General features: G+C 54.0%; 13 protein-coding genes and 2 pseudogenes. 6 read left to right on the top strand and 9 right to left on the bottom strand.

From position 1 onward, the window contains the following. Positions 1-101: 101 nt before the first annotated feature. The 3 genes and pseudogenes from HNR65_RS18305 to HNR65_RS11570 all read left to right on the top strand — a co-directional run. Positions 102-671: pseudogene (locus HNR65_RS18305) on the top strand (Cache 3/Cache 2 fusion domain-containing protein); the annotation flags it as partial. Positions 672-677: 6 nt separating this feature from the next. Continuing rightward, a pseudogene (locus HNR65_RS18300) lies at positions 678-1,509 on the top strand (methyl-accepting chemotaxis protein); the annotation flags it as partial. Between the two features lie 365 nt (positions 1,510-1,874). Continuing rightward, positions 1,875-2,618 carry a methyltransferase family protein gene (locus HNR65_RS11570; protein WP_181551666.1) on the top strand — a complete coding sequence of 248 codons (744 nt, stop codon included), beginning with the start codon at positions 1,875-1,877 and terminating at the stop codon, positions 2,616-2,618. Positions 2,619-2,647: 29 nt separating this feature from the next. On the opposite strand, the gene HNR65_RS11565 is transcribed toward HNR65_RS11570, so the two are convergent. From HNR65_RS11565 to HNR65_RS11525, 9 genes are all read right to left on the bottom strand, one after another. Beyond that, on the bottom strand, positions 2,648-3,907 hold the full coding sequence (locus HNR65_RS11565; protein ID WP_181551665.1) for an MFS transporter: 1,260 nt from the start codon (positions 3,905-3,907) through the stop codon (positions 2,648-2,650). Between the two features lie 207 nt (positions 3,908-4,114). Then, on the bottom strand, positions 4,115-5,443 hold the full coding sequence (locus HNR65_RS11560; RefSeq protein ID WP_181551664.1) for a TRAP transporter large permease: 1,329 nt from the start codon (positions 5,441-5,443) through the stop codon (positions 4,115-4,117). Then, entirely contained in the window at positions 5,440-5,919 is a 480-nt protein-coding gene (locus tag HNR65_RS11555) for a TRAP transporter small permease subunit (protein WP_181551663.1), read from the bottom strand. The genes HNR65_RS11560 and HNR65_RS11555 overlap by 4 nt, the downstream gene beginning before the upstream one ends. Positions 5,920-5,922: 3 nt before the next feature. Then, complete coding sequence (locus tag HNR65_RS11550; protein ID WP_181551662.1) at positions 5,923-6,900, bottom strand: TRAP transporter substrate-binding protein; 978 nt, start codon at positions 6,898-6,900, stop codon at positions 5,923-5,925. A gap of 144 nt (positions 6,901-7,044) precedes the next feature. After that, entirely contained in the window at positions 7,045-8,001 is a 957-nt protein-coding gene (locus tag HNR65_RS11545; protein WP_181551661.1) for a 5-oxoprolinase subunit C family protein, read from the bottom strand. Next, a complete protein-coding gene (pxpB, locus tag HNR65_RS11540; RefSeq protein ID WP_181551660.1) occupies positions 7,991-8,707 on the bottom strand; it encodes a 5-oxoprolinase subunit PxpB in 717 nt (238 codons plus the stop codon). Before pxpB ends, HNR65_RS11545 begins: the two co-directional genes overlap by 11 nt. 21 nt (positions 8,708-8,728) lie before the next feature. Continuing rightward, a complete protein-coding gene (locus HNR65_RS11535) occupies positions 8,729-9,505 on the bottom strand; it encodes a LamB/YcsF family protein (protein ID WP_181551659.1) in 777 nt (258 codons plus the stop codon). 77 nt (positions 9,506-9,582) lie between these two features. After that, positions 9,583-10,611 (bottom strand): uroporphyrinogen decarboxylase/cobalamine-independent methonine synthase family protein, encoded by a 1,029-nt coding sequence (locus HNR65_RS11530; RefSeq protein WP_181551658.1) that lies wholly within the window; start codon positions 10,609-10,611, stop codon positions 9,583-9,585. Positions 10,612-10,615: 4 nt separating this feature from the next. Next, positions 10,616-11,437 (bottom strand): 4Fe-4S dicluster domain-containing protein, encoded by an 822-nt coding sequence (locus tag HNR65_RS11525; protein WP_181551657.1) that lies wholly within the window; start codon positions 11,435-11,437, stop codon positions 10,616-10,618. A 293-nt stretch (positions 11,438-11,730) separates the two neighbouring features. On the opposite strand from HNR65_RS11525, the gene HNR65_RS11520 reads away from it, so the two are divergent. The 3 genes from HNR65_RS11520 (at position 11,731) to HNR65_RS11510 (ending at position 15,666) form a co-directional block, all read left to right on the top strand. Further along, a complete protein-coding gene (locus HNR65_RS11520; RefSeq protein ID WP_181551656.1) occupies positions 11,731-12,420 on the top strand; it encodes a Crp/Fnr family transcriptional regulator in 690 nt (229 codons plus the stop codon). A 381-nt stretch (positions 12,421-12,801) separates the two neighbouring features. Continuing rightward, positions 12,802-14,115: a TolC family protein gene (locus tag HNR65_RS11515; RefSeq protein ID WP_181551655.1), complete on the top strand. Its 1,314-nt coding sequence runs from the start codon at positions 12,802-12,804 to the stop codon at positions 14,113-14,115. A 33-nt stretch (positions 14,116-14,148) separates the two neighbouring features. Beyond that, positions 14,149-15,666, top strand: a complete 1,518-nt coding sequence (locus HNR65_RS11510; RefSeq protein ID WP_232364753.1) for an efflux RND transporter periplasmic adaptor subunit — start codon at positions 14,149-14,151, stop codon at positions 15,664-15,666. Positions 15,667-15,668: the final 2 nt, after the last annotated feature.

Genomic DNA, 15,668 nt, shown 5'->3' with positions numbered 1-15,668 from the left:
GCTATCCAACGCCTTTTCGCTGAAAACGAATTTGTGCCCTTCTCTGTCTGCGTAAACAGAAAAAGGAAAAAATTTTTAATGTTTTATAAAGGAGTAAAACCATGCTTCAGGGATTGACCTTAAAAACCAGGCTCATTGGAATTTTTACCATTCTCATTGTGATTACAAGCGTTTTGTTAACAGGTGTTTCTTATGTTTACTCAGGGCGCATGGCCGAAAGCCTGGCCACTTATACCCTTGAGATGAAATTAAACGGAGATATCAATGCAGCAAAGCTATATGTGGACGATCATTATGGCGCAATGGAATTGGCCGGGGGAAAACTTGTTGATGATAACGGCAACCCCATCGCCGGCAATTATGAAATGGTGGACAATGTCGCCGACGATCTTGGGGTGGTGGCAACGGTTTTTGTCCGGGAAGGCCGTGATTTCAAACGAATCAGCACCAACATCCGCAAACAGGACGGCTCCCGCGCTGTCGGCACTTATCTCGGAACCGACAGTGATGCCTATCAACCCGTAATGAAAGCTGATCTCTATATTGGCGAGGCCGACATTCTGGGCAAGCCCTACCTGACGGCATACGATCCTGTTGTCAGCGGCAAAGGCGAAATCATTGGCATCCTGTTTCTAGGGCTTCCCAGAACAGAAGCAAATGCGATTGCCGCAGACAACATGCGCACCTTGCTAACCAATAACATTATTGCATTTTTGTTTGTGCTTGCCGCTGCCGTTTGCGTAACCGTGTTTTTCTCAATCGGCCTGAATCGGAAAATCGCCGGAATTGCCAATTCATTGACAGAAGGCTCCGAGCAGGTGGCCTCTGCATCCGGGCAGGTGGCCGCCACAAGCCAGTCCCTGGCTGAAGGCTCAAGCCAGCAGGCCGCCAGCCTTGAAGAAACCTCGTCATCCCTTGAAGAAATCGCTTCACAAACCCGGCAAAACGCGGAAAATGCGCAGGAGGCCGACCGGGCATTTAAAGAAAGCGAAAAAAATATCGAAGCCGGGGTTGAATCCATGCAGCATGTCAACGCGGCCATAGACGAAATCAAAAATTCCTCGTCAGAAACCTCCAAAATCATAAAAACCATAGATGATATTGCTTTTCAAACCAACCTGCTGGCACTCAACGCCGCGGTGGAGGCCGCCCGGGCCGGAGAAGCCGGAAAGGGCTTTGCCGTTGTGGCCGAAGAGGTGCGAAACCTCGCCCAGCGCAGTTCGGAAGCCGCCCAAAACACCTCTGCCCTGATTGAAAAATCACAGGAAAGCGCCCAAAACGGTGTTAATGTCGCCGGCCAGGCGGCAAAGCAGCTTGAAAGCATTAAAGAAAGCGCACAAAGCGTAAAAACGCTTTTGGGTGAAATCACTGCTGCCTCAAAAGAGCAGGCAGAAGGCATTGACCAGCTCAATACGGCTGTTTCCGAAATGGACCGGGTGGTTCAAAAAAACGCCTCTGATTCTGAGGAATCGGCAAGTGCGGCAGAAGAACTTTCCGCCCAGGCCAAAGAAATGGACAAGGTGGTTGCAGAACTCGAGGCCATGATCGGATCGGTTCGGGAACAAGGGACCAAAACCAGCCATAACAACCGGGATCTTCGGCAATCCGGCCGGCATAAAGAGCAGAACCGCCCGCAGCGCGCTGCCGCCAACCGCGAAACCAAAAGGGAGCAGAAAAACTTTAATTCTGAAAATGCCGAGCGGGCCATCCCGCTGGACGATGACGATTTCACGGATTTTTAGTTCCTGTCGGTCCCGGTGAAGTGCAAATGGGTTTGAACTGTCCGCCACGGATTGGCGCAGGGCCGGGCAGTTCAAATCCACTGCAGGGAAAGCCGGTTCGCAGAAAAAACTTTCTGTGTTATCTTTCCCAACATGGCAAAATCTGAAAATCATACCATTGCCAAAGCCGTGGCCCTGATATCTCCGGTTCTGAGCGCCGGGTCATTGCTCTGGTTTGCGGTCTTTCTTTATGCAGGCTCTTTTTCTGTCCTGGACCTCGGCCTGGGTTTTTATTGGGCGTTATTGTTGAATGCCGGCCTTAGCCTTGCATTTTTCCTCCAGCACAGCATAATGGTCAGAAAATGGTTTCAGGACCGGGCCCGCAAATATATTCAGGAACCTTACCATGGGATTTTGTTTTCCCTGTCATCAGCGGCAGCCCTTTTAATTGTGCTGACTGCATGGCAAAAAAGTTCCTGTTTGCTGTTTTCAGCCGAAGGTGTGGGCCGCCTGGCATTCCGGATGGTTTTTGCAGCCTCGGTTGCCGGTTTTGCATGGGGTGGGCGCGCACTGCGCTCAGTTGACGGTTTTGGCAACCATTGGCTTCTGCTGGGGGCCGGAAATCCCCAGCCAGAGACAGATGGGCTGGCAACCCGGGGCCCCTACAAATTCGTCCGGCACCCCTTGTATTTTTTTACATTGCTGATGATCTGGTCCTGTCCGGATATCACAGCAGACAGGCTTATTTTCAACGTGCTCTGGAGCGGATGGATTGTCATCGGGGCATGGCTGGAGGAAAAGGATCTGGTACGCGATCTCGGCCGGCCATACCGTGAATACCAGAAAACCGTCCCCATGCTGATTCCGTGGAAAATATGGAAGGGGAAATACCAATAATCCATGACATGGCAGATATCATCTGGTGATCAAAAAGAAGCCGGCCCGGAAGCGCGCCCGGGCCGGCCTGCGGCAAAAAAAGCAGCAATGGCCACCAGATAGGCGGCGGCAAACAGGTACAGGGCATTGTTATAAGAGCCCGTCCAGTCATATACCAGACCGGAAACAAAAGTGCCCGTAGCCCCGCCGAAGGCATTGGCCACCCAGAGAACCCCCAGCAGCACCCCGTAGGAGAGCAGACCCCAGAAATGTCCCACCACCAGGGGCAGCAGCACGATCACTCCCCCCATGGAGAAGCCGAAGCAGACCGCATAGACCCAGACCCCGGCCGGGGTTTGGGTGGTGAGCAGAAACAGGACAGACAGGATCTGAAGCCCGAAGCAAAGCAGAATCACGTATTGAAACGGCCAGATATCGGCCATTTTTCCAAAGCTTAGCTTGCCCAGCCCGCCCACACCGGCGGTCACCCCCAGGGCCACAGAGGCATAGGCATGGGACATGCCTGTGTCCATAATCAGGGGCACCTGGTGCTGGAGCACCCCCATCTGGGCCATGGGGGCCAGAAAAAAGGACAAAAAGATACACCAGAAGGCCCGGGTGCGCAGGACCTCTCCGGCCGGCCGGCCCAGGGCCTGAAAATCGGTTTGCCCGCCGGCTTCGGCCTGACCATAAACCGACCTGCCACCTCCTTCAGGCACAAGCCCCAACTGATCGGGCCGGTCCCGGATCACGAAAAAAACCACTGGCAGGGCAATACACCATACCATAAGCCCGATAATCACAAAAGATGTCTGCCAGCCCCAGACTGCGGTCACCAGCCCCACCATGGGCGCCAGCAGCAGGCCGCCGGCCGATATCCCCACCAGGGCGATTCCGGTGGCCGTGCCCCGGCGGCGGTCAAACCAGTTGGAAAGCAGACTGGAGACCGGCACCACGCCCATGCCGCACACGGTTGCCGCCAGCAGGGCGTAAACCAGGTAAAAATACCACAGCCACCGGGTCAGGCTCACCAGAACAAAGCATGCCCCGGCCCCCACAGCGCAGACCAGCATGACCCGACGGGGCCCGAAGCGGCCGATCAGCCGGCCGTGGACCGGGCCCATCAGGCCGCCGGTGACCAGATAAATGGACATGGTCAGGGATATGGCCGCCCTATTCCAGCCGAATTGTTTTTCAATGGGCTCGATAAAAATGCTAAAGGAATAAAACCCCGCCCCGGCAAACAGAAAACAGAGCAGAAAACAAGCACCGACAATGTACCAGCCGTAAAATATTTTGGCATCAGGCATGGTTTATTTCACAGTAGATGCGGCAAAATTGATGGCACCGTAAAAAGTCCAATATCTGCGTTACGCGCGATTTCTCAGAATTTCACGTACGGATAACTACGCTGCATTCTTCAAAATCGCGCAAGCCTTGATCTTGAACTTTTTACAGCGCCATCTGAAAACCGACCTTTTACGAATGTGTCAAAATTGGAAATCGCTCAGTTTGGGTTATACTTTGTCTGTGAGAAAGAACACGATTTGCGGAAACATGGTGACCAAAACCACCATGAGGATCATGATCAGAAAAAAAGGAAAGGTGGCCCTGAGTATGGTGTACATGTTTTCCCTGGAGATGTGATTGATCACAAAGAGGCTGAACCCGACCGGGGGCGTAATCTGGGACAGCTCCACCATGAATACCAGGTAGATGCCGAACCACAGGGGGTCAAAGCCCGCATTGACAACTATGGGAAGAACAATGGGCAGGGTCATGACCACAATGGAGATGCCGTCGAGTATCATGCCCAGCAGAATATACATGAATCCAACCACCAGGATCAACACGTAGGGCGAAAGTTCCAGGCTTACGATATAGCGGCTCAGTGCATTGGCAATACCAACGAATCCGACCATCTGGGACAGAAAAGCCGCTCCGGCGATAATAAAGCAGATCATGGCAGTGGTCCGGACTGCAGCCATGAACGATTCCATGAGATTTTTCAGGGTCAGATTGCGAAAGCCCCATGCCAGAACCAGGGAGCCGACAACGCCTATTGCGGCTGCCTCCGTGGGAGTTGTCATGCCAAGGTATATTCCGCCCAGCACCACGAATATAAGGGCAAAAACCGGCAGAATTTCCTTTAAAGCCCTCAGCTTCTGGCCCCAGGTGTAATTGTCCCGTTTAACGGGGACATATTCCGGATGAAGCAGGCATTGCAGGGCGATGTAGGCGGAATAGAAAAAAGCCAGCATCAGCCCGGGAATAATGCCGCCGATAAAAAGCTTGCCGATTGAGGTGTCTGAAAGGACTCCGTAAATAATCATGATAAGGCTGGGAGGGATCAGAAACCCCATGGTCCCGGCCCCTGCAAGGGAGCCCAGGGCCAGTTTCTTGTCATAGCCGCGCTCTTTGAGTTCGCTTAAAGTGATGTTTCCCACGGTTGCAGTGGTGGCCGCGCTGGAACCCGATACGGCCGCAAACAAGGAACAAGCAAGAATATTGATATGGTAGAGTTTTCCCGGAACTCTGGTCAGCCATGGCACCAGGCCGTTTAGCAATTTGGTGGAGATGGCGGTCCGGTACAGGATCTCTCCCATGAGTATAAAAAGCGGCAGGGCGCTCAGCGCCCAGGAATTCAGGCTGTTCCATATGGAGTTGGCAAGCAGTGTGCCTGCTTTGTCCCAGATGGACAAAACAGGCGGCAAATTGGCGTCATACAGCACAAGCCCGATGATACCGGTGCTGATCAGGGAAAACCCTATCCATTTACTGGAAAGAAGAAAGCCGAACATTACCAGCAAAAGCACCAGTGCCAGTGTCAGGGGGCTGCTGATCATTGCCTGACCCTCCGGAGGATGAAGTTTACCAGTTGGAGCAGAAACAAAAACAGGCCGACGGGTATTGCGGTCTGCGGTATCCATAGGGGGGTTTCAGAAATGGAGTCGGCCGTCATGCCCCGGCTGTATGTCTGTTGGACCAGCAGAACTGAATGGTAAAGAGCAAAACCGGTTACAGCCACTGAAACGGCCGCCACCGCAATATCCACCCTGTTTTTCCATTTCAACGGCAAAACGCCCCAGATCAGGGTTATGCGGATATGCGCCTCGTGCTGGAGCGTATAGCCCAGGCTCATTGCCACCATGCCCACCAGCAGATACCCGCTGAACTCACTGCTGACCATGGTGGAGAAGCCGAAAAACGTGCGCAGCAATATCTCCAGCACAATCAGAATCACGATGGCGGCCATGCAGATTGCAGAAAGAAAGGCCCCTGCCCTGCAGAGGCCTTCGATGAATGCGCTGATTCTGGACAATGTCTACATTCCTATGGATTCCAAGGCTTTTTTGGTTTCCTCGCCGGCCTCGGCCTTGAATTCCTTAAAGATTTCTTCGGATATCCTGTCGAGCTGCTCACCAAAATCCTCGTTGACCTCTGTGATCCGGATGCCGTTTTCCTCTATGGCTTTAAGGGAGTCCCGGTTGCTCTGCCTGGAGGCTTCCCATTGGGCCTTTTCTGTTTCCCGGGCGGCCCGCAGCATTGCTTCCTGCTGATCTTCACTCATGGAATTCCAGTAGTCCAGGTTTATTGTGACCATGTTTAAGGGATAGGCGAAATTAATTTTTGTGAAATGGTCGAGAACCTCCCAGAATTTGCCGTCCTTGCCCGAAGTTGCCGAAGTGAGCACAGAATCGATAAGACCGGTGTTCAGAGCGGAGTAGACTTCGCCCCAGGGCATGGACTGGGGGCTGCCGCCGGCCTTTCTGAGAAATTTGGCCCCGTTTTTGTCGTAGGTCCTGGTTTTCAGTCCGTCGATGTCTTCTATGGAATCCACCCGGTCCTTTGTGAACAGTCCGCTGGGCGGCCAGGGAGCCGCATACAGAAGTTTCTGGTTCCATCTCCGGCAGGCTTCCTGGTAATAGGGCAGGGCTGCTTCATAAAGCTCTCTTGCCTCTTCATAGGAAGTTACAATGCGCGGATAAGTGCTCAGGCCGAATATCTCCTCGCTGCCCGAAACCACGCCCATCAGGATGTCTGACATGGGAACCGATGCGTCACCGACGGCCTTGAGCAGTTCCTCTCCCTTAAATCCCAAACTGCCGCCGGAATGCACAGTAATCTTTATTTCGCCGTCTGTGTATTGTTCCACCAGTTCGCCGAATTGCGCTGCACCCTGAGTATGGAAATTGGAGGCGGGATAAACTGCGTTGAGATTCATTTTCATGTTTTGGGCGATTGCCTGCGGGGCCAAAAAGAAACCGAGAAGAATCGTTAATATAAAAAATTTCCTGTACATGGCGCACTCCTTCGTGTTCGGGTTAATGGAGTTGAACACCTCCAAACAGCGTATTATAATCAGATCTTTGTTAACATAAATCTGAATTTAGCCAAAATCGTTTTTTTTGTAAAGTTCTGATATGGCCTGCGGTTTAAATGTGTCTCATGTTTCCTGCCAAAGCATGTTTTGCAGTGATTTAAACCTCTCCTGTTCTTCCAGATTCATGTCCCTGGCGTGTTGAGCCGTAACCGAGACAAAAGTTATGCTGTCGCCCGGTATGACCTGGCCCAGTTTGGATAAATCCGTTGAAACCACGGTTGCGATCTTGGGATACCCGCCTGTTGTCTGCTCCCGCAGAAGAATGATGGGCTGTCCGTCTGCCGGAACCTGGATATTACCCGGCAAAATCGGCTCGGACACGATTGCGCCGGGCGACTGGTGCGAGTGCTGAATTTGCGGGCCTTCCAGGCGTATGCCACGCCTGTCAGCTCTCTGGGACACAGTGAACGGATAAGTGAAAAGGTCCCGACCCTTGTCTTGGAACATATGTTCCTGGGGGCCGGGCACACAGTGCAATTTGGTGTCCTGCCCCATTTCCGGGATGAATTCCCCGCGGACTGCGTTTTGTCCGGGAAATTTTTCCGCATGTCCCGCAGGCAGAAAATCGCCCTTTTGCAGGGCCCGGCCTTTGAGCCCGCCGAGTGCGGCCTGGGTGCAGGTCGATCGGCTTCCCATGATCAGCGGGACTTCAAATCCACCGCCAACAGCCATGTAGATGCGGCAGCCAAGGCTGACCTGGCTGATACGCAAAAGATCGCCCGGTTCCACTTCAAAGGCGCTCCAGGAAGGTCTTTGGATGCTGTTGTGCCTGATTTCGGCCCTGGCGCCGGTCAATGCCACCCGGGCATTGCGCATTACAGCCAGGGTGCAGCCCTGTATTGTCATCTCCAGAACCGCAGATGTCGGCCTGTTACCGGCAAGCATGTTTGCCGCCCTTGCGGAGTAGGTATCCATGGCGCCTGAAATGGGAACGCCCAGCGTCTGGTAGCCGAAACGCCCCAAATCCTGTATCGTGGTGAAAGCCCCGGGATCTATGACCAAAAAGGTATCATTTGCCATGATTTTGTTCCCCGGCCATTTGTTGAAATTCCCGGCAGCTTATTCTTTTGAATTTCAGCTTGTCTCCCGGTGCGTAGTAAGGTACAGGCGGGTTTTTACCGGCATCAAACAGCTGCAAAGGCGTTCTGCCGATGATACGCCATCCCCCGGGGCTGGCCAGGGGATAGATTCCCGTCTGGGAGCCGGCTATGCCGACTGCTCCGGCCGGCAAAAGTTTGCGCGGGGTGTCGAGCCTGGGCGTGTGGAGGCGCTGGTCCAGCCCCCCGAGATAGGGAAATCCCGGAGCAAATCCAAGCATGTAGATAAGATACTCGGTGCCGGAATGGATATCGATGACCTCCTCCACAGTCAGGTTGTTGAACCGGGCCACATCTTCAATGTCAGGTGCGTATTGCGCCTCGTAGCAAACCGGTATTTCCGCCGTGGAGGACAACTGAAAGGCTTTGTCTTCTTTTTTTTCACTGCAGCAGGCAAAAACGGTCTTTCTGAGCGCTTCGGTATCCAGCAGTGCCGGATCGTAGATCACCAGAAAAGACGAATAAGCCGTAACCACCTCGAGGATGCCGTCTGTGAGACATTGCCGCAGGCGGTCGGCCACCAGTCTGGTCCAGGCGTTTAACTCCGGATTGATACGCTCGCCGAATTCCACCAGAAGCCCCCAGTCCGCACAATGGCTGATCCGCGGATTGTTGATTTTCAAAGACATAGAAAAAAGTTCCTTGAGACATCAGTTCAGCAATTGCTGCAAAGAAACCAGGCGAATATTGTTTTCCTCCAGTATACGACGGATCGCGCGCGCGGATGCCACCGCGGCGGGACTGTCGCCATGTACGCAAAGGGTATGGGCTTCTATGCGGACACTTTCACCTTCAGGCGTCAGTGCTATTTTGTCCCTGGCCATGGAAAGCGCCCTTACAGCGACTTCTTGCGGATCTTCGAGTACGGCTCCGGGCAGGTTTCTCGACACCAGGGTGCCGTCGGGGTTGTAGGCCCTGTCAGGAAAAGCTTCTCTGGCCACCCGCAGACCCAGGTCCCCGCAAATTTCGGCCATCACGTTTCCTTTAGGGCCGGAAAGCGTGAGCAGAATGAGTTCGGGATCAGCCTTTTGCACCGCACGGGCAAGAGCCCCGCCCAGTTCGGGGTCTGCCAGGACCGCATGGTACAGGGCTCCGTGGGGTTTTACGTGCTGCATTTTCAGGTTCCGGCTGCGGCAGAACGCCTGCAGGGCGCCTACCTGATACAGGATATAGCTCTCCAGCTCTTTTGGGCTGCAGTTCATTTCACGCCTGCCAAAGCCCATCAGATCCGGATATCCCGGATGAGCGCCAACCATAATGTTGAAATTCAAGGCCATCTCCACCGTGGCCTGCATGACCACCGGATCACCTGCGTGCCAGCCGCAGGCCACGTTGGCCGAAGTGATATGAGGCATTACCTCGCCGTCGAAACCCGCAGTGTATATCCCGAATCCTTCGCCAAGATCGCAATTAAGGTCTATCTGCAAATCATCCTCCTTGAGTGGCCCTTCTTGAAGCACTACCCTGTCGTATCTTAAAGAAATGGCACGCTTGTGCCGGCAAGTCAACCCGTGAGCCCGTATTTGCCCCTCAGTTTTTCAGACAAGTGCTTTACTGCGGCAAAGCCCTTTTCCACGGTTTTTTCGATATCGGGATTGATCAGGCAGCAGGTGGCCGGGGAAAGCAGGCTCTGGGCCAGCAATTGGTCCCGGTCAATACCCCTGGCATAAAGGCTTTGCCAGAGGTTTTCGAGCATGCTTTCCAGGCTGTCCACTGATTCCTTTTCAAAAGGCTCCACATTGGTGGGCACAAGGCCCCAGCAGAGCACCCCGCCCCGGTCCAGGAAGCGCTTGACGGATTTGGCATACGAGGAAAACACCTCGCCGTTGGTATAGACATCCAGGGACAGGATATCAATATCGAGGTTGAGCAGAAAATCCCAGTCCGGGTTGCCGCACAAGTGAACCCCCCGGGGCCGGTCAATAAGGGAGAAAAACATCTCCATGTCCTGTTTGGCCTGGACATCGCCGTAGCCGGACAAGGCCGAAAACAAAAACTGCAGGCCGGGTTCGTCTACATACATGAAGGCGTTTGGGTTTTTTCCCTTGAGCCGGTTTAACTGCACATTGACCCGCCGGGCCATGAATTCGAACATAAACGGGCGCACCGAGTCGTCAAACAATATGGGCCGGTCGTTTTCATCAGCCACGTTAAAACCGAAACTCACCGGCCCCTCCAGCTGGCCGCGGATAGCCGGGCGGTCTGATAAATCCATCTCCAGGAACTTGTGATACACCACGGAATAATCCGGGCTGACATCAAAGACTTCCGGGTCATCAAACCGGTCCATGACATCGCCGAGTTCTTCTGCAAATTTTTCGCTTGAAAAAGACAGTTTACGGTTTTTGACATCCAGTACAATGCCCGGGAAGTGCTCGGCTGCCTGGACATACATGTCCTCGTAGTAATTGAGCCGGGGAAGCTGGGGCCAGAAGGGGATGTCCAGGGAAAGAGCCGCCTCCAGGGCCCTGTCCGCATCCGTGTGGGGCATCACCGCCATGGCGGTTGTCAGCAGGTTTCCTGGAATGGGCATCTTCTTATCCTTTCTTTTGATAATGGATCAGATCCTCCAGGGCGGCCATCAATTCCGGACCGTTTTCAGCCGCCAGTTGGGCAAAGCGTTTTCCCCCGGTGCTGTGCTGTTTGTAAAAATCAACACAGCGCCCGACAATGTCAAGCACTTGGTCTGCGTCATAGCAGCCCGGCAGGGGCCGGGCCAGCCGGGGATGGCGGCCCAGTTTGCCCCCGAGCAAAACCTTGTAACATCTTTGTATGGTTTGGATGGTCTGTGTGGGACACACCCCGGCGCACTGGCCGCAATCCAGGCACCTGGATACATCGATTTGCGGCATCTGCCGGTTTTCATCCAGGGTAACGGCGTCTTCCCTGCAAATCTCCACGCACTGGCCGCACATGGAGCACGGGTTATCTGTGAGCCCGGGCACGGCTGCGCCGATAATGCCGATATCCCGGATCTGGGGCCGGGAGCAGGCATTGGGGCAATCAGCCAGAGTGACGGTAAACTCGTGGTGAAATTTTAAGGGGCCGTTAACGGTTTTTTTCAAAAAACCCCGCAGGTCCGACCCGGCCAGAAGCGATTCAATGCGGCCGGCCAGATCCTCATCCGGCCCGGCGCGGTTCGGACAGCCGCCGGGGCCGAAACAGTTTTCCACCCGAAAGCCGGCCACCTCCTTTTCCATGTTTTCCATATACCCCTTTTTCACTGCATACACGTCATCCACGGTCACTGTGCCGCGCCCCTGTTGTGCCACATATGCCTCGACTTTTTTGCGGACCCGCTTTTTCACAAAAAACGGCACCTTTCTCATCACAGCCCCGGCCTCGCTGCTCCATTCCATATCCTTCTCCTTGCTTTCTCCCTCCAACCTGGATCTTATAACGTTTACCCTGCAACTTGCAACGAACTGTTTCCTTGATGGAACCTTAAAAGTCTGATTTCAGATGACTTTCAGATGGGGCCGTAACAGTTCAAGATCAAGGCTTGTGCAATTTCGAAGAATGCAGCGTACGTTATCCGTACGTGAAATTCTGAGAAATTGCGTGTAACGCAGATATTGAACTGTTACGGCGCCATCTTTCCTTGATTTATGTCAAAAACTATTATATTTCCGGTGAAAAATCAGGAGGGTCAATGAGCCGGTCCAAAGAAGTGTTATCCCAATCCATACTCTTTTCCGGGCTTCCGGAGCAAGACATTGCGGCACTGACGGCCATTGCCGTGGAAAAACCCGTGGCCCCGGGCGAGTTGATTTTTTCCGAGGGAGATCCGGGCGATGGATTCTATGTAACCCTTGAAGGCATGATCAAGGTCTACAAGCTGTCCACAGAGGGCAAAGAGCAGATCCTGCACATGTTCGGCCCGGGCGAACCCTTTGGCGAAGTGCCGGTGTTTTCCGGAAAAGCCTTTCCTGCCAGCGCAGAAGGGGTGAAAAAAAGCCGGGTGCTGTTTTTTCCGAGAAAAGCCTTTCGCGACCTGATTACCACCAATCCCTCTGTTGCCATGAACATGCTGGCCGTGCTCTCCCGCAGGCTCAGAAATTTTACAATCCAGGTGGAAAACTTGTCCTTAAAGGAAGTGCCGGCCAGACTGGCCGGATATTTCCTGCTCCAGGCAGAAGAGCAAAAAAATCCGGATACCATCACCCTCAATATTTCCAAGGGGCAGCTGGCCAGCTTTCTGGGCACCATCCCCGAGACCCTTTCCCGGATGCTGCGCAAAATGAGCGAGCAGGGCCTTGTTGAGGTCCAGGGCCGGACCATCCGCCTAACAGACAGACCGGGCCTGGAAGATCTGGCTGAATTTGGAAAAATGGAAACCTGACACCGCCCCAAAACCCTCCTGAATTTCTTTGCGCCCCGCCTTTCCGGTTATACCCGGCCCCGAATTTTGATGGCACCGTAAAAAGTCTGATTTCAGATGGCGTCGTAAACAGTTCAAGATCAAGGCTTGCGCAATTTCGAAGAATGCAGCGTACTTATCCGTACGTGAAATTCTGAGAAATTGCGCGTAACGCAGATATTGGGCTTCCTTCATGCAACAACAGCGGACGCGGTAAAAAGCTTTTTACGGCGCCATCAATTTTGCGTTATTCCATCAAGGAATTACCATTTTAAAACAAACCCTGTCCGTCCGGGGTGCGTTTAAGACCAGGGCGCACCCGGCAGACAAACCCAAAAACCGTCATTGACCGGGATCAAAATCATGACAAAAGCATTGCCGGCAATCCGGAAAAGCCTTTTACCCGCTGCGATGTTCTTGTTTTTAACCGCTGGCCTTTCATGCGCAGGTTTTGCCAAAGAGGCCGTATGGGCCCCGCCCGCACTGCAGCAGCTCATCACCGAGGCCCTGGAAAACAACCGCTTGCTGCAAAGCAAGGCAGATCTGGCAAAAGCCTTTGAAAAGCGCATTCCGGCCGCAGGCGCCCTTCCGGATCCGAAAATCGGATTTGCGCTCCAGAGCATTCCCACAGATAGCTTTGCATTTGACCAGGAGCCCATGACCCAGAAACAGATCTTTGTAGAGCAGACCGTGCCCTGGCTGTCCAAGCTGGACCTGCGCTCCGAGGCGGCGGCAGCAGATGCCAGGGAGAAACAGGCCGAGTTGGAGGCTGCCAGGCTGGAACTGGTCCGGGACGTGGCTTTGGCCTGGTATGAACTCGGGTATGTGGCTGAAAGCCAGCAGATCAATGACGAGCTGACTGAACTCATGGGGCGCATCCGCAGGGACGCGCAAACCCGCTATGGCGTTGGAAGGGGCCTGCAGCAGAACATTTACCAGGCCGGGGTGGAATTGTCCCGTCTCAAAGACGAGGCGGTGAGGCTTGAAAACCGCAGAACCACCATTGAAGACCGCCTGCATGAACTGACCAACAGGTGCGAGCACGCATCCATTGATGCGCCCGCAAATCTGCCCGAGCCCGGGGTTGTGCTTTCAGCCGACAAACTGGCCGCACAAGCACTGGAAAAAAACCCGGATTTAAAAGGCATGCAGGCGCGGATCCAAACCGCCAGGGCCCAAAAACAGCTTGCACAAAAGGATTATTATCCTGACTTCAATATCCGGCTCACCTACGGTCAACGCGAAGAAGACCGCACAGGAAGGGATCTGCCGGATTTTTTCTCAGCCGCGGTGGCAATGGACATACCGCTTTGGCACAAACGCAAACAGTCAAACGCTGTTGCCGCGGCCTCGGGCAATCAGTTTTCCGCGCAGAACCAGTACCGGGATCTGCGAACCCGGCTGCCCTACCGGATCAAATCCCTGGCCGCGGAAATAAATGACACACGGCGCAGATACCGTCTTTATACCGAAGAACTCATACCCCAGGCGGGCCAATGGGCCAGATCGGCACAGGAAGCCTACGAAGTGGACAGGGTGGCATTTGATACAATGATCGACGCCCGTATACGGGTTTTGAAATACCGGCGGGAAGCCACCCGGCTTTTTTATGACATATATCAGAAACGCGCCGAACTCGAAGCCTGGGTCGGCGGCACCGCAGAGGCGAAACATTGAAGGACCATTCCCATGCATTCAAAGGACAATCCCATGACCAGAGATAAAACCCGGGCGCAATCAGGACGCATTCCGGTTCTTGCCATTTTTCTCACCGCTGTGCTGACCCTGGCGGCCGCAACAGGCGCAGCCTGGTATTCAGGTCTGCTATCCTTTGCGGACCACCAGCACAGGGAAATGCAGCAGGACAGCGACATCCAGTACACCTGCAGCATGCACCCCCAGGTGGTCACAGATGAACCCGGGGATTGTCCCATCTGCGGCATGGAGCTTGTGCCAAAGGACAAGGTGGATGAAAATGATGATAAAGATGACAGCGAACGCGAAATTGCATACTGGCGCGCGCCCATGAACCCTGAGGAAATCTATGACGAGCCCGGAAAAAGCGCCATGGGCATGGATCTGGAGCCGGTGTATGAAGACGAACTGGTGGGGGGCGTCAACATTTCCATTGATCCGGTCACAGAGCAAAACATGGGCATCCGCACCACAGCCGTAAAAAAGGGACCGCTTCCCCACACCATCCGGACCTACGGCCACGTGACCTACAATGAAACCAACATTGCCCGGCTCAACCTGAAATTCAGCGGATGGATCGAAAAACTGCACGTGGATTTCACCGGCGCCCGGGTAGAAAAAGGTGATCCACTGTTTGATTTTTATTCACCGGAACTGATCACCGCCCAGCAGGATCTGCTGGAAGCCCGGCGCAACTATAGCCGCCGGCCCGATGAAACCAACAGAAAAATGCTGGAATCGGTAAAAAACCGGCTTGCCTACTACGGTATCGCCGAATCGGAAATCGAGCAGGTCATCGGGCAGGGGGCGGTCAGGCACGCCCTGACCATCTGTTCTCCGTACACGGGCGTGGTGACGGAAAAAAACGCGCTGCAGGGCGATTACGTCCAATCCGGGGCCACGATTTATCAAATCGCGGACCTGTCGAGTGTGTGGGTGGAGGCCCATATTTACGAATATGAGCTGGCACGGGTCCAAAAGGGCCTGAAAGCGGAAATGACCCTGCCCTACCTCCCCGGGAAAAAATATGAGGGACAGGTGGCCTACATCTATCCCTATCTCCAGCGCAAAACCCGGGACGTGGTTGTGCTGCTGGAATTTGACAACCCGGATATGTTTTTGAAACCCGATATGTACGGAGATGTGAAAATCGCCACCAGCAGCGATGAAACCGGACTGCACGTGCCCAGATCCGCGGTGCTCCGCTCCGGGCAGCGCGATATCGTGTTTGTTCGGCGCAGTGCCGGCAAATTCACCCCCCGGGAGGTAAAACTCGGAATTCCCCTGGACAACGACCGGATTGAAATCCTTGAGGGCCTGGCACCGGGCGAGCAGGTAGTGGTTTCCGGGCAATTCATGCTCGATTCCGAATCCAAGCTCCGGGAGGCCTCCCGGAAAATGACCGAAGGCGAAGATCGCGGGGAAAAAGACGATAATTCCGGGCAAAACAGCGCCGAAGACGAAGGCTTTTTTGATGATCTGGAAAACAGCAACGGCCGGAACGGGGATGCATTTTTTGAGGATCTGGAATAAAG

Origin of the sequence: Desulfosalsimonas propionicica, from assembly GCF_013761005.1 — a bacterium.
GTDB classification, from domain to species: domain Bacteria; phylum Desulfobacterota; class Desulfobacteria; order Desulfobacterales; family Desulfosalsimonadaceae; genus Desulfosalsimonas; species Desulfosalsimonas propionicica.
The sequence above is the reverse complement of the archived record's forward strand: the minus strand, read 5'-3'. Positions and strand labels throughout refer to the sequence as shown.

Excerpts from the sequence above, each read along its gene's own strand:
- HNR65_RS11545 (WP_181551661.1), bottom strand. The coding sequence starts at position 8,001 with ATGGCAAATGATACCTTTTTGGTCATAGATCCCGGGGCTTTCACCACG.
- HNR65_RS11565 (WP_181551665.1), bottom strand. The coding sequence starts at position 3,907 with ATGCCTGATGCCAAAATATTTTACGGCTGGTACATTGTCGGTGCTTGT.
- HNR65_RS11520 (WP_181551656.1), top strand. The coding sequence starts at position 11,731 with ATGAGCCGGTCCAAAGAAGTGTTATCCCAATCCATACTCTTTTCCGGG.
- HNR65_RS11510 (WP_232364753.1), top strand. The coding sequence starts at position 14,149 with ATGACCAGAGATAAAACCCGGGCGCAATCAGGACGCATTCCGGTTCTT.
- HNR65_RS11550 (WP_181551662.1), bottom strand. The coding sequence starts at position 6,900 with ATGTACAGGAAATTTTTTATATTAACGATTCTTCTCGGTTTCTTTTTG.
- pxpB (WP_181551660.1), bottom strand. The coding sequence starts at position 8,707 with ATGTCTTTGAAAATCAACAATCCGCGGATCAGCCATTGTGCGGACTGG.
- HNR65_RS11525 (WP_181551657.1), bottom strand. The coding sequence starts at position 11,437 with ATGGAATGGAGCAGCGAGGCCGGGGCTGTGATGAGAAAGGTGCCGTTT.
- HNR65_RS11530 (WP_181551658.1), bottom strand. The coding sequence starts at position 10,611 with ATGCCCATTCCAGGAAACCTGCTGACAACCGCCATGGCGGTGATGCCC.
- HNR65_RS11515 (WP_181551655.1), top strand. The coding sequence starts at position 12,802 with ATGACAAAAGCATTGCCGGCAATCCGGAAAAGCCTTTTACCCGCTGCG.
- HNR65_RS11570 (WP_181551666.1), top strand. The coding sequence starts at position 1,875 with ATGGCAAAATCTGAAAATCATACCATTGCCAAAGCCGTGGCCCTGATA.
- HNR65_RS11560 (WP_181551664.1), bottom strand. The coding sequence starts at position 5,443 with ATGATCAGCAGCCCCCTGACACTGGCACTGGTGCTTTTGCTGGTAATG.